14 protein-coding genes and 1 tRNA gene are annotated in these 17,314 nt (G+C 68.6%); 5 read left to right on the top strand and 10 right to left on the bottom strand.

All coding sequences use genetic code 11. From position 1 onward, the window contains the following. Positions 1-6: 6 nt before the first annotated feature. The 4 genes from ACFXN1_RS32090 to ACFXN1_RS32075 all read right to left on the bottom strand — a co-directional run bounded on the left by ACFXN1_RS32090 (position 7) and on the right by ACFXN1_RS32075 (position 4,237). A complete protein-coding gene (locus ACFXN1_RS32090) occupies positions 7-360 on the bottom strand; it encodes a hypothetical protein (protein WP_379441216.1) in 354 nt (117 codons plus the stop codon). A 123-nt stretch (positions 361-483) separates the two neighbouring features. Then, the gene (locus ACFXN1_RS32085; protein WP_379441214.1) at positions 484-1,602 is read right to left on the bottom strand and encodes an ABC transporter ATP-binding protein; all 1,119 of its coding nucleotides are present in this window, start codon (positions 1,600-1,602) and stop codon (positions 484-486) included. Continuing rightward, positions 1,599-3,137 (bottom strand): ABC transporter permease, encoded by a 1,539-nt coding sequence (locus tag ACFXN1_RS32080; protein ID WP_379441233.1) that lies wholly within the window; start codon positions 3,135-3,137, stop codon positions 1,599-1,601. Before ACFXN1_RS32080 ends, ACFXN1_RS32085 begins: the two co-directional genes overlap by 4 nt. A 77-nt stretch (positions 3,138-3,214) precedes the next feature. After that, positions 3,215-4,237: an iron ABC transporter substrate-binding protein gene (locus tag ACFXN1_RS32075; protein ID WP_379402859.1), complete on the bottom strand. Its 1,023-nt coding sequence runs from the start codon at positions 4,235-4,237 to the stop codon at positions 3,215-3,217. A gap of 179 nt (positions 4,238-4,416) precedes the next feature. On the opposite strand from ACFXN1_RS32075, the gene ACFXN1_RS32070 reads away from it, so the two are divergent. Next, on the top strand, positions 4,417-4,860 hold the full coding sequence (locus tag ACFXN1_RS32070) for a hypothetical protein (protein ID WP_379441212.1): 444 nt from the start codon (positions 4,417-4,419) through the stop codon (positions 4,858-4,860). A 7-nt stretch (positions 4,861-4,867) separates the two neighbouring features. Then, positions 4,868-6,274, top strand: a complete 1,407-nt coding sequence (locus ACFXN1_RS32065; RefSeq protein ID WP_379441211.1) for a metallophosphoesterase — start codon at positions 4,868-4,870, stop codon at positions 6,272-6,274. Positions 6,275-6,315: 41 nt separating this feature from the next. Here ACFXN1_RS32065 and ACFXN1_RS32060 read toward each other — a convergent pair. After that, positions 6,316-6,390, bottom strand: a tRNA-Cys gene (locus ACFXN1_RS32060). 127 nt (positions 6,391-6,517) lie between these two features. On the opposite strand from ACFXN1_RS32060, the gene ACFXN1_RS32055 reads away from it, so the two are divergent. Further along, positions 6,518-7,060, top strand: coding sequence for a MarR family winged helix-turn-helix transcriptional regulator (locus ACFXN1_RS32055; protein WP_379441209.1), 543 nt, complete (start codon positions 6,518-6,520; stop codon positions 7,058-7,060). A 76-nt stretch (positions 7,061-7,136) separates the two neighbouring features. Beyond that, a complete protein-coding gene (locus ACFXN1_RS32050; RefSeq protein WP_379441207.1) occupies positions 7,137-8,192 on the top strand; it encodes a hypothetical protein in 1,056 nt (351 codons plus the stop codon). A gap of 177 nt (positions 8,193-8,369) precedes the next feature. On the opposite strand, the gene ACFXN1_RS32045 is transcribed toward ACFXN1_RS32050, so the two are convergent. The 5 genes from ACFXN1_RS32045 to ACFXN1_RS32025 are packed head-to-tail and all read right to left on the bottom strand — an operon-like array spanning position 8,370 to position 13,819. Beyond that, positions 8,370-9,146 (bottom strand): enoyl-CoA hydratase, encoded by a 777-nt coding sequence (locus ACFXN1_RS32045; RefSeq protein ID WP_364623263.1) that lies wholly within the window; start codon positions 9,144-9,146, stop codon positions 8,370-8,372. After that, positions 9,143-10,045, bottom strand: a complete 903-nt coding sequence (gene mmsB, locus ACFXN1_RS32040; RefSeq protein WP_379402862.1) for a 3-hydroxyisobutyrate dehydrogenase — start codon at positions 10,043-10,045, stop codon at positions 9,143-9,145. Before mmsB ends, ACFXN1_RS32045 begins: the two co-directional genes overlap by 4 nt. Positions 10,046-10,063: 18 nt before the next feature. Then, entirely contained in the window at positions 10,064-11,179 is a 1,116-nt protein-coding gene (locus tag ACFXN1_RS32035) for an enoyl-CoA hydratase/isomerase family protein (protein WP_379402863.1), read from the bottom strand. Continuing rightward, positions 11,176-12,315: an acyl-CoA dehydrogenase family protein gene (locus tag ACFXN1_RS32030; protein WP_379402864.1), complete on the bottom strand. Its 1,140-nt coding sequence runs from the start codon at positions 12,313-12,315 to the stop codon at positions 11,176-11,178. Before ACFXN1_RS32030 ends, ACFXN1_RS32035 begins: the two co-directional genes overlap by 4 nt. Positions 12,316-12,319: 4 nt before the next feature. Beyond that, positions 12,320-13,819: a CoA-acylating methylmalonate-semialdehyde dehydrogenase gene (locus tag ACFXN1_RS32025; RefSeq protein WP_379402865.1), complete on the bottom strand. Its 1,500-nt coding sequence runs from the start codon at positions 13,817-13,819 to the stop codon at positions 12,320-12,322. A gap of 127 nt (positions 13,820-13,946) precedes the next feature. On the opposite strand from ACFXN1_RS32025, the gene icmF reads away from it, so the two are divergent. Then, positions 13,947-17,222 (top strand): fused isobutyryl-CoA mutase/GTPase IcmF, encoded by a 3,276-nt coding sequence (gene icmF / locus ACFXN1_RS32020; protein ID WP_379463737.1) that lies wholly within the window; start codon positions 13,947-13,949, stop codon positions 17,220-17,222. Positions 17,223-17,314: the final 92 nt, after the last annotated feature.

Below are 17,314 nucleotides of genomic sequence, written 5' to 3'. Positions count from 1 at the left end.
AGACCGTCAGGCGCAGCGGAAACGGAAGGTCGCCGGCGGGGTGACGCCCGGCACCGAGGTGACCTGAACGGCCGGATCACTGTCCAGCGCACAGCCGATCGGGGTGCTGACCTGAACCCGGTAGCAGCCGAGCGCGCCGTTGTAGACGGCCGTGCCGTCGACGCCCGTGGTGAGAGTCGCCACATTCGCGCCGCCGCCGCAGGGCGCGATGTCGGCGGCCACGCCCGCCATGGGGAACTGCTCGGGGCCGTAGACCGCCTGCACCTTCACCGCGGGATCGGCGGGCGGTTCCGCGGACGCGAGCGGGGCCAGGGCGCACGCGGCGGCGAGAGCGGATGTGACGAGCAGCGTGCGGCGCACCTTGTCTCCTTCGGGACGAGCTGAGGCAGTTCGCCTCTGCGGCCGACGATTCGGCCTCCGCGCCACTATAGGGACTCCCCGGTCCGATCGGTCACATTCCGACCGGCCGGACGGGCCGATCGCTCAGACCGCGGAGACCGCGCCGACCCGGCTCACGGCGGCCGCGCCGGTTGTCCGGCCGGCGGCGGCGCACTGCTCGGCGGTGAATGCGACTGCCGCGCCGAGGACTTCGAGCTCGACCCGGTCGCCGACCGTGGGCGCGTCCACGCTCACCCGGCGCACCTGGACAGGTTCGGGGCAGCCGTCGAGGTCGAGGGTGAGCAGGACATCCGCACCCCGGAACTCGAGGGCGCGCACGGTGGCGCAGCCGGCGCGACCGTCGGTGGCCGCCCGGGCCAGCAGCTGTTCGGGCCGCATCATGACCGCGCCCGCACCGGTCGGCGCGTTCACCTGCACCGAGATGCGGCCGAGCACGGTCTGAGCGGTCTCCGTGCCGATGGTGGCGTCGAGAAGCACTGTGTCGCCGAGGAATCCGGCCGTGAACAGGTCCGCGGGGGCCGCGTACACCTGCTCCGGCGTGCCGACCTGGGTGAACCGGCCCGAGCACATGACCGCGACCTGATCGGCGAAGGACAGCGCCTCCTCCTGATCGTGGGTGACCAGGATGCTGGTCATGCCCGCGGCGCGCAGGGTCTCGGCGACGGCCTGCCGGGTGGCGGCGCGGAGTCCGGTGTCCAGGGCGCTGAAGGGCTCGTCCAGCAGCATGAGATCGGGTTTGCGGGCCATGGCGCGGGCCAGGGCGACGCGCTGCTGCTGGCCGCCGGAAAGCTGATGCGGCCGCCGATCCGCGTAGGACGGGTCGAGCGAGACCATGTCGAGCAGTTCGGCGACGTGCTGCCGGTGCTTGCGCCGCGCACCCAGTCCCCCGCCGAGCCCGTAGGCGATGTTCTGCCCCACCGTCAGGTGCGGGAACAGCGCCCCGTCCTGTGCCACGTAGCCGATTCTGCGCCGGTGCGACGGCACCGAGAAGCCCTGGCGGGTAATGGTTTCCCCGCCGACGGACACCGATCCGGCGTCCGGGTTCTCGAATCCGGCGATTACCCGCAGCAGCGTGGTCTTGCCGCATCCGGAGGATCCGACCACCGCCGTGGCGCTGCCGTCGGCGACGTCGAGGCTGATGCCGTCGAGCACCGGCGCCTGTCCGAAGGTCTTGCGAACCTGGTCTACGACAAGACGACTCACAGTCCCGCCGCCTTCCTGGATTGGGTGAACAGCAGATAGGTGACCGGCACCGAGACGATGATCATGATCAGCGCGTACGGCGCGGCGGCCGCGTAGTCCAATTCGCCCGACAGCTGCCAGAACTGCATGGCGAGGGTGTTGGTGCCGTTGGGGGCCAGCAGCAGGGTGGCGGTCAGCTCGGTGGCCACGGCCACGAACGCCATGGCCGCCGCCGCGGCCGCCGCGGGCGCGGTGAGCCGCAGGGTGACGCGGAAGAAGGTGGCGGCCGGGGATTTTCCGAGCGCCTGCGAGGCCTCCTCCAGCCCCACCGGCACCTGCGCCAGCCCGGCACGCACGCTCACCAGCGCGCGAGGCAGGAACATGAGCGTGTAGGCGGCCAGGATGGTCGCGGCCGTCTGATAGAGCACGGGCAGCCAGCGAATCGACACGGTCACCAGTGCCAGCGCGATCACGATGCCCGGCAGCGAACTGGTGATGTAGTTGGCCCCCTCGATGATCCGCGCGAACCGCGAGGTGGAGCGCACCGCGACCCAGGCCACCGGGAAGGCGCACAGGGTGGTGATCACCGCGGCGGTGGCGGCCAAACCGATGGTCTGACCGAGAGATTCGCCGATATCGGTGGTGTTCCACACCGCCGAGCCGCCGATCTTCAGCCACCGGCCGATGGTCCACAGCGGCACGCCCAGCGTCGCCGCCAGCGCGGCGGCCAGCAGCGCGAACAGGGGAATCTTGGCCAGGCCCAGGCGAATCCGGTTCGCGCCCCGCTGCGCGCCGCCGCCGATCCGGGCGTAGCGGGCCCGGCCGCGCACGGTGGCCTCACCGGCCAGCAGCACCAGGCACAGCACCACCAGCACGCCCGAGAGCGTGCTGCCCGCCGCGCCCGCGAAGCTGGACTGGTACTGCTGGAAGATGGCGGTGGTGAAGGTGTCGAATCGGATCATGGCGAAGGCGCCGTACTCGGCCAGCAGGTGCAGCGAGATCAGCAGTCCGCCACCGAGAATCGCCAGCCGCAGCTGCGGCAGCACGATGCGTGTGAAGACGGCGACGGGCCCGGAGCCGAGGGCCCGGGCCGATTCCTCCACGGCGGGATCCAGCCGCCGCAGGGTGGCCGCCGCCGGGAGGTACACCAGCGGGAAGTACGAGACCGTCGAGACGAGCACCCCCGCCCAGAGCCCGTGCAGCGAGGGGATGGCGCTGACCCAGCCGTAGCTGTTGACGAAGGCCGGAACCGCGAGGGGGGCCGCGAAGATCGGGCCCCACCAGGCCGCGCCCGGCACGTCGGTGCGTTCCACGATCCAGGCCAGGCCGATGCCCAGCGCCACGCAGATCGGCACGGTCAGCACCACCAGTTCGGCGGTGTTGCGCAGCAATTCGGCCACGCGTGGGCGGAACACCAGCTGTGCGGTCTCGTGCCATCCGGTCGAGACCAGCGTGGACACGATGTACCCCAGCGGCACGAAGGTGGCCGCCACCATGAGCAGGGCGGCGATCGTGACGATCGCCCCGGGCCGGATGGCCGATGCACTCGGGACCATCCTGGTCAGCGCCCGAGAGACCCTGCTGGGCAGGTCCTTCGCGGCCGGGGTGGGTACAGCGGTCCGAACAGCCACGGTTAGAGCAGACCCGCCTCGGTCATGAGCTGCGTGACCTTCTTGGCGTCCAGCTTGCTCGGGTCGATCTTGGGCGCGTCGAGCGAGGCCAGCGGCGGCAGCGCCGGGTTGGCCGCGACGTCGGCGGCCACCGGGTACTCCATGGAGTCACCGTCACGCAGCACCTCCTGGCCCTGCTTGGAGGTGATGAAGGCCAGGAACTTCTGGGCGTTGGCCTGCTTCTTGCTCGACTTCAGCACGCCGCCACCGGAAATGGAGACGAACGCGCCCGGGTCCTGGTTCTTGAAGTAGAACAGCTGGGTGTTGCCGCTGTTCTCCTTGGTCTTGGCCTGGTCGCGGTACCAGTAGTAGTGGTAGATCACGCCGCCCTCGAACTGGCCGGAGTTGGCGCCCTTCATGACGGTGGTGTTGTTCTGCGAGGTGACCGCGTTGTCCTTCATGCCCTTCAGCCACGCCTTGGTGGCGTCCTCGCCCTTCTGGGCGAGCAGGGCGGCCACGATGGCCTGGAAGTCCGCGCCGGAGGCGGCACCGCTCCAGCGGCCCTTCCACTGCGGCTGCTGCAGATCCAGCAGCGACTTGGGCAGCTGGTCGGCCGGGAGCTTGGCGGTGTTGTAGACGAAAACGGTGGAGCGCGCGGCGATTCCGGTCCACTTGCCGGTGGACGGGCGGAACTGGTCCGGCACCTGGGCCAGGGTGTCCTTGTCGACGTCGGAGAACAGGCCGGCGTTCTCGACCAGCGCCATGGCCGGGGAGTTCTCGGTGAGGAAGACGTCGGCGGGCGAGTTCTTGCCCTCGGCCACGATCTGGTTGCCCAGGTCGGTGTCACCGCCGTTGCGGAGGGTCACCTTGATGCCGGTGTCCTTGGTGAACGCGTCCACCCACTCCTTGGTGAGGGATTCGTGTTGCGCGTTGTAGACCAGGATCTCGTTGTCGTTCTTCGACGAGCTGGAGCAGGCAGTGGTCGCGCCGAGCACCGCGATCGCCGCCAGCGCACCGGAGACCAGTTTCCATCGAGCCGCCGTCATGACCGTCCTTTCGCTTGCCCAGCCTCGTCTATGAGGTTTGCCTAACCAACGTACCGTCCCATGTCACGGGTTCAAATGCCACCCCACCAATCGACACGGAATCGCTGTAGTCTGCGTGCGTTCCGGGGACGGCCCCGGACGGACAGCAACCGAAGATCGGCCGGAGTCGAAGGATCTCGATGAGCTTGCAGCGGCGTACCCCCTTGACCATCGGACTCGGCGTGGCCGCCGTGGTGCTCGTGGGAGGTGGCATCGCCACCGCGGTGACGTTGAACGGCAAGGACTCCGGACCGAGCGACGACAAGCGTGTCGAGACCGCGGTGCGCGATTTCTACGACGCGCTCTCCGTCGGCGGCGCGTCGCAGGCTGTCGGCAAGACCTGCGCCGGCGACCGCGCCCAGTACGACGCGCTGCCCGAGGCCCAGCGGAAGGCCATGGACCAGGGCAAGATCTCCATGAAGGTCGATTCGGTGCAGGGCATCACCATCACCGGCGACCGCGCCACGGCTGTCACCCTGGGCACGCTCACCCTGCCCGGCACCGCCGACAGCAAGCGTTCCACCGATGAACACCTGCGCAAGGAAGACGGCGTATGGAAGGTCTGTTCCACCGACGCGAAGTAGGACGGCCATGAGCTGCTGCGGCCCGAACCGGCGGCAGCTGCTGGGCCTGCTGGCGGCGGCCGCGGCCCTGCCGCTGGTGGCGCCGAGTCCGGCTCGGGCACAGCCGGATTCGCTGGTGGCGACCGATCTCGAGGTCGTCACCATCACCGAGCAGTCGGCCGTCTTCACCTGGACGACGCTGGGCCCGGACGCGGCCGGCAACCCTGTTCCGGTGGAGACCGGCGGCGAAGTCTGGCTCGGTCCCGCGGACGGGACCGGGCTGCGGCAGGTCTTCGGCGACCCGCAGCCGACCGCCTGTCACTACGCCGAGGTCACCGGGCTCGAGCCCGGGCGCGCCTATCGGTTCGAGGCGCGTTCCCAGGGCATCGCGGCCGCGCCCGCGCTGAATGTCGCCACCCGCCTGCCGAATACGCCGGAGGCGCAAGGGGTCTTCACCACGCTGGTGCCGCCGCCGGGCCGGCTGCTGCGAACCCTCGCCCTGTCCAATGACATTCACTTCGGCGAGGAGGTCAGCGGGCTCATCACCGCCGGCCTGCCGCCCGGAGTGCGCCAGGAGCCCGGTCTCGCACCGTATCCCGAAGTCATGCTGACCGCGCTGCTCGACGATATACACCGGCCCGACCGTGCCGTCGACCATCTGCTGCTCGCCGGTGACCTCACCGCCGAGGCCACCCCGGACCAGGTGCGCGGCGTCCACACCCACCTCGCGAACTGGGGTGCGCCGGGCCGGGAATGGTTCGCCGCCCGCGGCAATCACGACCGCCCGCACCTGGGCTCGGACTACGCGGACTGCAGCCCGTACCTCGACCACTACGACTGCTGGGGTGATTCCTTCACCGCCCGACAGCAATTGGCGGCCTACGAGGTCGGCGAGCTGCGCCTGATCGCCCTGGACACCACCCAGCTCGACGCCCCGGGCGGCACTTTGGACCGGTCCCAGCTCGACGAGCTGCGGGACCGGCTCACCGGCGACCCGGACCGTCCCACACTCGTTTTCGGTCATCACCCGGTCACCACCGAGTCCGGCGGGTCCAATCTGGCCGGACCGAGCTTCATTCTCGATGCGGCGAATGCCGCCGAGCTGCAATCGATCTACCGCTCCGCGCCCGGCGTCTTCCTGCACCATGCGGGGCACACCCACCGCAACCGCCGTACCCGGCCCGATCTGCCCATCCCGGTCGAATTCCTGGAAGTGGCGGCGGCCAAGGAATATCCGGGCGGTTACTCGCTGCTGCGCCTCTACGAGGGCGGCTACATGCTGAATTTCTACAAGACCCGCACCGAGGCCGCGCGGCGCTGGAGCACGCGGTCGCGGGGCGAATACTTCGGTCTGCTGCCCGAATACACGCTGGGCACGACCGCCGACCGCAATTTCGTGGTGCCGCGCGATCTCTCCGGCGTGATCGCGAGCTGAATGCGAAAACGCCTCCCGGGTGTACGGGAGGCGTTTTCCGATGGAGCGACCGACGGGACTCGAACCCGTGTGACAGGCTTTGCAGGCCTGCTCCTGACCAACTCGGACACAGCCGCAGGGTGTACCCAATAGTGCGGCGAATCGGGCCTGCGGCCGAGGTTTTGAATCACCGTGATTCGTATGCTCCCCGGGGATCGGCTCGGCGCTGCGACCAACCGGTTCGCGACGTGCGATGATCGGGTCATGTCTCGACCACGTCCACTGCCACTCGACCCGATCGAGGAGGCGCACCGTCAGTGGACCGAGCACGGCTGGGGTGACGTGGCCGACGGAATGGCGGCGGTGACGTCACTGGTGCGGGCGCAGCAGATCGTGATGGCACGGGTGGACGAAGCCCTGCGGCCGTCCGGTTTGACCTTTTCCCGGTACGAGTTACTGATGCTGCTGAGCTTCAGCAAAACCGGCGCGCTGCCGATGGCGGTGGCCAGCGCCCGCCTGCAGGTGCACCCCACCTCCGTCACCAACACGGTGGACCGGCTGGAGGCGGCGCACTTGGTGAAGCGTGTGCCACATCCCAGTGACCGGCGGGCGACGCTGATCGAAATCACCGATGCCGGAAGAGAATTGGTGGCCAGGGCCACCACCGAGCTGAACCGGCGAGTTTTCGCCGAGGCCGGACTGCCGTCGGAACGATTGCAATTGCTGCTGCAATTGCTGTCGGAGTTCCGGCAGAGCGCCGGCGACTTCGATCCAGGTAGCTCGCCGACACGATGGGCCGGTCAGTAACCGGTCAGCGACCCAGCAGCCAATTTCCTGCGTCATAGTCTTGGATTCGGCTCGCAAAAGGTTCACCATTGAGCGCATGGTGCTGGTCCTCGGGGTGTCGGCGGGCGCTGCTGGCGCACGTGCCATGCTCACCCATTCCGACCAGCCTCACCTGCCTCCCATCGACCGTTGCAAGGTCCTGCGCCGGGCCGGTGATCGCGGCATGGAGGACCCCGTTTTCGAGGCCATCCAGCAGATGCGCAAGTCGGCCGCCGAGCGCGACGAATTCATTACCGGCATTGCCGTGACCTGCCGCTCGGCCACCCATGCCGAGGCGATTCGCACCGCCGCGGGCCGCAACCGCCTCACGGTCATCGATGAGCCGGTGGCCCAGCTCCGATATCTCCGATTCACCCGGAAGCTACCCAGCGAGGGTTCGGTCCTGCTCTACGACCTGGGTGCTTCGGGACTGACCCTCACCCAGATCGACTGCCGCAACGATGCCGTCCTCGCCACCAAGCGCAGCACCGTCCTGGGTGGTGACGGCCACGACGCGCTGTTGCGCTGGCTGCTCACCCGCGCCGGGGTCACCGTGGATCTGGCCACCACCCGCCGCCAGAAGGAGGCGCTGGCCTCCGAGCGCGTCCTGGCCATCTGCGACCCGATCACCGGGCAGCGCACCGTGGTCACCCGCAGTGATTTCGCCGAACTGGTCGAAGCGGGCATTCATCACTCGGCGTCCTTCGTCCGCCACATGATCGACGAGACCGGCATCCAGCCCGCCGGAATGGCGCTGCTGGGCGGCTGCACCCGCAACAAGAGCATCCGGGACGAGCTCAAACAGCAGCTGGGCTATCCGCTCATCTACGATCCCGAACCCGAATTCGTCTCCACCCGCGGCGCGGTCCTGCTGGCCGCCGAACGGCCATCGGCCCGCAGCATCCGCAGCGTGCACCTGGCCCAGGCCGCCACCTCCCACGAGGCCCCCGCCACCTCCCCCGTCTCCCGCCGCAAACTCGTTGCGGCAGTGGCGGTTACCGCCACCCTGGGCGGCACCATCGTCGGCGCGCTGGCCATGAACCGCGACGGCGGCGAACACCCCGACGGCAAGCCCCCGACCGTCGAAGTGGTCGGCCCGCCCAAACACGGCTGACGCCGGCGCCCACATCGATGACCTAGAGCACGAGGCCCACCCAAACACGCCTGACGCCGGCGCCCGCGCCGATGACCTCGAGCACGAGGCCCGCCGGGCAATACCTGCCCGCTCTCGTCAACGTGCCCCGCTGCCTCAGGCAGCGGGGCACGAGAGCTCCGAGAGTGGTTGCGGCGCTTACTTGTTGGTGAAGTTCGCCGGGCGCTTCTCGACGAAGGCGGTCATGCCTTCCTTCTGGTCCTCGGTCGCGAAGAGCGAGTGGAAGACGCGGCGCTCGAAGCGCAGGCCCTCGGTGAGGGTGGTTTCGAAGGCGCGGTCCACCGCTTCCTTGGCGATCATGACCGACGGCAGCGACATGGACGCGATGGTCTCGGCGACCTCCATGGCGGTGGCGACGAGGTCGGCGGCGGGGACGATGCGCGAGACCAGGCCCGCGCGTTCGGCTTCCTCGGCGTCCATATTGCGGCCGGTGAGGATCAGGTCCATGGCCTTGGCCTTGCCGACGGCGCGGGTGAGGCGCTGGGAGCCGCCCATGCCGGGGATGACGCCGAGCTTGATCTCGGGCTGCCCGAACTTGGCGGTGTCGGCGGCGAGCAGGATGTCGCACATCATGGCGAGTTCGCAGCCGCCACCGAGGGCGTAGCCGGCGACCGCGGCGATGATGGGCTTACGGAACGCGACCAGTCGGTCCCAACCGGCGAAGTGGTCGGTCAGGAACATGTCCATATAGGACTTGGACTGCATCTCCTTGATGTCCGCGCCGGCCGCGAAGGCCCGGTCGGACCCGGTCAGCACGACCGCGCCGACCTCGTTGTCGTTCTCCAGCTCGTCCAGCGCCGCCGAAATGTCGGCCAGGACCTGCGAGTTCAGCGCGTTGAGGGCCTTCGGCCGGTTCAGCGTGATGAGGGCGACACGCCCCTTGCGCTCCAGCAGAATGGTCTCGAAGTCTGTCACGCCGGTTCCTCTCCCGATCGCTTGCGGATATCGGTGACGATAGCCGAGAAGTCCTTGCCCGCTTCCTCCTGGTTGAAGCGGCTGTAGATCTCCGCCGCCAGCTGCCCGATCTGCCCGTCGACGCCGTTGGCCCGCAGCGCGTTCGCCGCCAGACCCAGGTCCTTGGACATGAGCGCGGTCGCGAAGCCGGGCTGGTAGTCATTGTTGGCCGGGCTGGCCGGAACCGGTCCGGGCACCGGGCAGTAGGAGGTCAGCGCCCACGACTGCCCCGAGGCGGTGGACACCACGTCGAAGAACTTGTCGTGGGTGAGCCCCAGCTTCTCGCCCAGCACAATCGCTTCCGAGAGGCCGATCATGGAAATGCCCAGCAGCATGTTGTTGCAGATCTTGGCGGCCTGACCCACGCCCGCGCCGCCGCAGTGCACGACCTTGCCGCCCATGACCTCCAGCAGCGGCAGCGCGTCGGCGAAGTCGGCGTCCGCGCCGCCCACCATGAAGGTGAGGGTGCCCGCCGCCGCGCCCGCCACGCCGCCGGAGACCGGGGCGTCCAGGGCCCGATGTCCCGCTGCCGCAGCGAGTTCCGCGGCCTGCTTGGCATCGGCGACGTCGATGGTGGAGCAGTCGACGAACAGGGTGCCCGGCTTGGCGGCCGGGAGGATCTCGCCGTAGAGGTCGAGCACGATGCGGCCGTTGGGCAGCATGGTGATCACGATGTCGGAGGCCGAAACCGCTTCCGCGGCAGTGGCGACCACGGTCGCCCCGTCCTGGCGGGCCTGATCCTGGGCCGCGGGCACCGGGTCGAAGGCGAGGACGTCGTATCCGGCCTCGACCAGGTTGGCGGCCATGGGTCCGCCCATGTGGCCCAGCCCCAGGAACCCGACCTTGGTGTTAGTGCTCATTGCTCGTCCTTCAATGCTCTATTCGCCTGAAACAGGTGCGGCCAAACCCAATTCGCGATCGCCGAGCGCGCCGAAGTAGGCGTCCACGTCGGCCTCGGTGACGTCCGCCAGGGTGGCGGGCGACCACTGCGGGTTGCGGTCCTTGTCGATGACCTGGGCGCGGATGCCCTCCACCAGGTCGTGGGTGTTCAGGGAGGCGACGGAGACCCGGTACTCCTGGTTCAGCGCCGTCTCGAGGTCGGCGGCCCGGCGCGCATCGCGCAGCGAGCGCAGCGTGACCTTCAGCGCCACCGGCGATTTCGACAGCACGTCGGCGGCGGCCTTGGCGGCCTCGGCCCGGCCGTCGAGCTGCAGCCGGTGCACGATCTCCTCGACGGTGTCCGCGCTGTAGCAGGAGTCGATCCACTCCTGCTGTGCCACGAACTCCGAGACCGGTGCGGGCTGTGCGAACTTGGCGATGGCCACGTCGACCTCGGCCGTGGTCAGCGCCTCCAGCAGCGCCGGAATGTGTTCCGACGGAACGAAATAGTCGGCGAACCCGGCCGCGATGGCATCACCGGCGGACATGCGCGCGGTGGTGAGCGCGACATGAGTGCCGATCTCGCCCGGCGCGTGTGCCAGCAGGTAGGTGCCGCCGACGTCCGGGATGAAGCCGATGCCGGTCTCGGGCATGCCGACCATGGACCGCTCGGTCACGATGCGATGCGAGGCGTGCCCGGACAGGCCGACGCCGCCGCCCATCACGATGCCGTCCATGACCGCGACATACGGCTTCGGGTAGCGGCCGATGAGGGCATTGAGGATGTACTCGTCGCGCCAGAACGTGCCGCTCGGGGAATCCGCGGCCACCTCGGGCGAATCACCCTGGGCCACAGCGTGCTCGGCGTCGTTGTGGATGGCGACGATGTCGCCGCCCGCGCACAGCCCGCGCTCGCCCGCGCCGGTGAGCACCACCGCGCGCACCTCGTCGTCGTCCGCCCAGGCCCGTAGCGCGTCCAGGATGGTCAGCGCCATCGGGTGATTGAGCGCATTGATGGCGCGGGGCCGGTTGAGCGTGATCAGGCCGAGGCCGTCGCGCCGCTCGATCAACACCTCGGGTTCGTGCACCGTGCTCTTCGATGCCTCAGCGCTCATGCTGCTCCTACCACCGAGCGGGCGACGACCACCCGCATGATTTCGTTCGTGCCCTCGAGAATCTGATGCACCCGCAGGTCGCGGACGATCTTCTCGATGCCGTATTCGGCCAGGTAACCGTAGCCACCGTGGAGTTGCAGGGCCTTGTTGGCCACCTCGAACCCGGCGTCGGTGGCGAACCGCTTGGCCATGGCGCACAGCTCCACCTTGTCGGGGGCGTCGGCGTCCAGCGCGGCCGCGGCCCGCCACAGCAGGGTGCGAGCGGCCTCCAGCGAGGTGCGCATATCGGCCAGCTCGAACTGCAGGGCGGTGTTGTCCAGCAGTCGCGAGCCGAACGCCTTGCGCTGGGCCATATAGGCGACGGTCCGATCGAGCGCGGCCTGCGCCCCTCCCATCGAGCAGGCGGCGATGTTCAACCGTCCGCCATTGAGCCCGTTCATGGCGATGCGGAAGCCGTTGCCCTCCTCGCCCAGCAGGTTGGCCGCCGGGATCCGGGCATTGTCGAGAATGACCTGCCGGGTGGGCTGTGCGTTCCAGCCCATCTTCTTCTCGTTGGCCCCGAAGGACAGCCCGGGCGTATCGGCCGGGACGATGAAGGCCGAGATCCCGCGCGCCCCTTCGTTTCCGGTGCGCGCCATGATCACGTACACGTCGGTGCTGCCCGCGCCGGAGATGAACTGCTTGACGCCGGTGAGCAGGTAGTCGTCGCCGTCACGGACGGCCTTGGTGCTCAGCGCCGCCGCGTCGGAGCCGACGCCCGGCTCGGTCAGCGCGTAGGAGGCCAGCAGGTCCATGGAGCTCAGCCCCGGCAGCCACCGATTGCGCTGCGCCGCATCGCCGTAGGTGTCGATCATCCACGTGGCCATATTGTGGATGGAGATGTAGGCGGCCACGGCCGGGCAGCCGGTGGCCAGCTGCTCGAAGATGCGCACGGCGTCCAGCCGCCGCAGCTCCGAGCCGCCCACGTCCTCGCGCACATAGATACCGCCCAGGCCGAGCGAGCCCGCCTTGCGCAGCACGTCCACCGGGAAGTGCTTGCGCTCATCCCATTCCAGGGCACTGGGCGCGAGCAGCTCGTCGGCGAAGGAGCGGGCGGTCTCGACGATCGCCTTCTCGTCCTCGTCAAGTACGAACATCAGGTCAGTCCATGGTCGGGATGACGAAGGCGTTGGACTCCTTGAGTCCCGCGGGCCAGCGCTGCGTCACCGTCTTGGTCTTGGTGTAGAAGCGGATCGAGTCCGGGCCGTGCTGGTTGAGGTCGCCGAAGCCGGAGCGCTTCCAGCCGCCGAAGGTGTGGTACGCGATCGGCACCGGGATCGGGACATTGATGCCGACCATGCCGACCTGGACGCGGGCGGCGAAGTCGCGGGCGGTGTCGCCGTCGCGGGTGAAAATGGCGACGCCATTGCCGTATTCGTGCTCGTTGGGCAGGCGCAGCGCCTCTTCGTAGTCCTTGGCGCGCACCAGCATCAGCACCGGGCCGAAGATCTCTTCCCGGTAGATCCGCATCTCCGGGGTGACCTGGTCGAACAGCGAAGCGCCCGCGAAGAATCCGTCCTCGCCGCCCTCGACGACCAGGCCGCGTCCGTCGATCACCAGTTCCGCGCCCTCGTCGACGCCGATCTGGACGTAGTTGTTCACCCGGTCCACGCCGTCGCGGCCGACCAGCGGGCCGAAGTCCGCGCCCGGGTCGTCGGAGACGCCGACATTGAGCTTGTTGATGCGCTCGATGAGCTTGGCGCGCAGGCGATCCGCGGTCTCCTCGCCCACCGGCACGGCGACCGAGATGGCCATGCAGCGCTCGCCCGCGGAGCCGTAGCCCGCGCCGATCAGCTGGTCGGCCACATCGTCGAGGTCGGCGTCCGGCATCACGATGGCGTGGTTCTTGGCGCCGCCGAAGCACTGGGCGCGCTTGCCGTTGGCGGAGGCGGTCTCGTAGATGTACTGCGCGATCGGGGTGGAGCCGACGAAGCCGACGGCCTTGATGCGCTCGTCGTGCAGCAGCGTGTCGACGGCTTCCTTGTCGCCGTTGACCACATTGAAGATGCCCGCGGGCAGTCCGGCCTCGAGGAACAGCTCGGCCAGGCGCAGCGGCACCGAGGGGTCGCGCTCGGAGGGCTTGAGCACGAAGGCATTACCGCAGGCCAGCGCCGGTCCGGCCTTCCACAGCGGGATCATGGCCGGGAAGTTGAACGGGGTGATGCCCGCGACCACGCCCAGCGGCTGCCGCATGGAGTACACGTCGATGCCGGTGCCGGCGCTCTCGGTGTACTCGCCCTTGAGCAGGTGCGGGATGCCGACGGCGAATTCGATGACCTCGAGGCCACGCTGGATATCGCCCTTGGCGTCGGCGATGGTCTTGCCGTGCTCGCTGGAGAGCAGTGCGGCCAGCGAATCCATCTCGTCCTGCACCAGGGTCAGGAACTTCATCAGGATCCGGGCGCGCTTCTGCGGGTTCATGGCGGCCCAGGCCGGCTGTGCGGCGGCGGCATTCGCGATGACCGCCTCGACCTCACTCTTGCTCGCCAGCGGCACGCGCGCCTGAACCTGGCCGGTGCTGGGGTTGAACACATCGCCGAAATTGCCCGAAGTTCCCGGGACGTGCTTCCCGCCGATGAAGTGGGTGAGTTCGCGAGCCATGCCAGTCCTGTCTCGATGCTTGCGCGCCGATTGCGCGGTCTGTGGCGATCCTATAGTTGGACATCCAAGTATTGGCTGTGGGATAATTCACAGCACCCAGAGAGCCTCCGAGAGTTGGAGCAACCGCATGCCCGATCTGCATGTCCCGGTTCATCCAGTGCGGTTCGTGACCGCAGCGGCGCTGTTCGACGGCCATGACGCGGCCATCAACATCATGCGAAGAATCCTGCAGGCCCAGGGAGCCGAGGTGATTCATCTGGGGCACAACCGGGCCGTGCGCGACGTCGTGGACGCGGCCGTCACCGAGGACGTGCAGGGCGTCGCGGTCAGCTCGTATCAGGGCGGGCACATCGAGTACTTCGAGTACCTGGCGCAGGCCTTGAAAGAGGCCGGGGCCGAGCACGTGAAGATCTTCGGCGGGGGCGGCGGGGTGATCATTCCCGAGGAGATCGCGCGGCTGGCGGAGTCGGGCGTGACCATCTTCTCGCCGGAGGACGGGCAGCGGCTCGGGCTGCCGGGGATGATCAATCACCTGATTTCGGCTTGCGACGTGGATCTTTCACACACACCCGCGTCGGTGGAGGCGGTGCTGAGCGGGGATCGGGCGGCGCTGGCGCGGACCCTCACCTGCCTGCAGCAGGGGACGCTGCCGGAGGCGGACCGAGCGGCGCTGACGGCCGCGGCGGCCGTGCGGCACGTGCCCGTGCTGGGCATCACCGGCACCGGCGGATCCGGAAAGTCATCTCTCACAGACGAACTCGTGCGACGGCTGCGCACCGATCAGCAGGACAAGCTGCGGGTCGCGGTGCTGGCGGTGGACCCGACCCGGCGGCGCGGCGGGGGTGCGCTGCTGGGCGACCGGATCCGGATGAACGCCCTCGACGGCGAACGGGTCTACTTCCGGTCGCTGGCCACCCGGGGTGAGCGGGAACTGCCGCACGATATCGACACCATGGTGATCGCCTGCAAGGCAGCGGGATTCGATCTGGTGATCCTGGAGACGCCCGGCATCGGACAGGGTGACGCGGCCATCGCCGAGCACGTGGACGTGTCGCTGTACGTGATGACGCCGGAGTTCGGCGCGGCCTCCCAGCTCGAGAAGATCGACATGCTCGATTACGCGGATGTGGTGGCCATCAACAAGTTCGAGCGGCGCGGGGCCGAGGACACGCTGCGCGATGTGTCGCGGCAGCTGGTGCGGAATCGGGAGGAGTTCCACGCCATGCCCGAGGATATGCCGGTCTTCGGCACCAGCGCAGCGACCTTCAACGATGACGGGGTGACAGCGCTCTACCAGCACCTGAGCGGACTGCTCGCCGAGCAGGGGCTGCCGCTGCAGGAAGGCGTGCTGCCGCGGGTGGCCACCCGCACCTCCACCCGCTTCGCCCAGATCATTCCGCCCGCCCGCGTGCGCTATCTGGCCGAAATCGCGGAAGCCGTGCGGGATTACCACGCCGGCACCGCGCGCGAGATGGAGGCCGCGCGGCGTGTCCAGCGCCTGGAGCAGGTACTCGCCGAGCTGCCGGGCGACGGCGCACTCCCGGCTTCCCCGGCGGACGCGGCCACCGGCGATGCCGTCACGTCCGATACTGCCGGAGAGGTGCTGCGCGGGCTGCTCGCGCAGGCTCGCGCCGACCAGACGCCGGAAACCGCTGCACTGCTGGCGGAATGGCCCGCGGTTGCGGAATCGTACCGGGGCGACGAACAGGTGGTGCGGGTCCGCGATCGGGAGCTGCGGACGGCGCTGCGCCGGGAGACATTGTCCGGCAGTTCGATTCCCCGGGTGGCGCTCCCCCGCTTCACCGATCACGGTGAGCTGCTGCGGTTCCTGCGCTCGGAGAACCTGCCGGGACGCTTCCCGTTCACCGCCGGAGTGTTCCCGTTCAAGCGGGACAACGAGGATCCGGCGCGCATGTTCGCGGGCGAGGGCGATGCCTTCCGCACCAACCGCCGGTTCAAGGTGCTCTCCGAACACGCCGAGGCCAAACGGCTTTCGACCGCCTTCGACTCGGTCACGCTGTACGGGCACGACCCGGCCGAGCGGCCGGACATCTACGGCAAGGTCGGCACCTCCGGGGTGTCCATCGCCACCCTCGACGATATGAAGGCGCTCTACGACGGCTTCGACCTCGACGCGCCTGCCACCTCGGTGTCCATGACCATCAACGGTCCCGCGCCGACGATTCTGGCCTACTTCCTCAATGCCGCCATCGATCAGGCGGTGGCGGAGTTCGCGGCCGAGCAGGGCCGCGAGCCCACCCCCGACGAGGCGGCCGGCCTGCGCGCCCGCACCCTGGCGACGGTGCGCGGCACCGTGCAGGCCGACATCCTCAAGGAGGACCAGGGCCAGAACACCTGCATCTTCTCCACCGAGTTCAGTCTGCGCATGATGGCCGACATCCAGGAGTGGTTCGTGCGCAACGGCGTTCGCAACTTCTACTCGGTGTCCATCTCCGGCTATCACATCGCCGAGGCCGGGGCGAACCCGATCAGCCAGCTGGCCTTCACGCTGGCCAACGGTTTCACCTATGTGGAGGCGTATCTCGCGCGGGGCATGGACATCGACGACTTCGCGCCCAACCTGTCATTCTTCTTCTCCAATGGCATGGACGCCGAGTACTCGGTGATCGGCCGGGTGGCGCGGCGCATCTGGGCGATCGCCATGCGCGACCGGTACGGGGCCAACGAGCGGTCGCAGAAGCTGAAGTACCACGTCCAGACCTCCGGGCGGTCGCTGCACGCACAGGAGATGAGCTTCAACGACATTCGCACCACGCTGCAGGCACTCATCGCGGTGTACGACAACTGCAACAGCCTGCACACCAATGCCTACGACGAGGCGGTCACCACGCCGACCGAGGAATCGGTGCGGCGGGCACTGGCCATCCAGCTCATCATCAACCGGGAGTGGGGGCTCGCGATGAACGAGAACCCGCTGCAGGGCAGCTTCATCATCGACGAGCTGACCGATCTGGTGGAGGAGGCGGTGCTGCGCGAGTTCGAGCGGATCAGCGAGCGCGGCGGGGTGCTCGGGGCCATGGAGACCGGCTATCAGCGCGGGCGGATCCAGGACGAGTCCATGCTCTACGAGCGACGCAAGCACGACGGCAGCCTGCCCATCATCGGGGTCAATACCTTCCGCAATGGGCACGAGGAAGCACCTCGGGTGCTGGAATTGGCCCGCGGCACCGAGGCGGAAAAGCAGTCTCAGCTCCAACGAGTCCGCGAATTCACCGATCGGCACCGGGATGCGGCGCCGGCGGCGCTGGCCCGGCTCGCGGCGGCCGCGGCGAGCGACGAGAATGGTTTCGAGGTGCTGATGGATGCCGCGCGAGTGTGCACACTCCAGCAGGTCACGGACACCTTCTTCACGGTGGGCGGTCAATACCGGCGCAATGTCTGATAAAAACGTCCGATTCTGGTGCGTGCCGATTTCCGATCGAAAGCAATTTCTCAGCTATATCTGAATCGTTCGGTTCGATCACAGCTGACATT

This window comes from Nocardia sp. NPDC059154 (genome assembly GCF_042755705.1).
GTDB lineage: Bacteria > Actinomycetota > Actinomycetes > Mycobacteriales > Mycobacteriaceae > Nocardia.
Note: the sequence above shows the minus strand (reverse complement) of the source record. Positions and strands in the feature narration are given on the sequence as shown.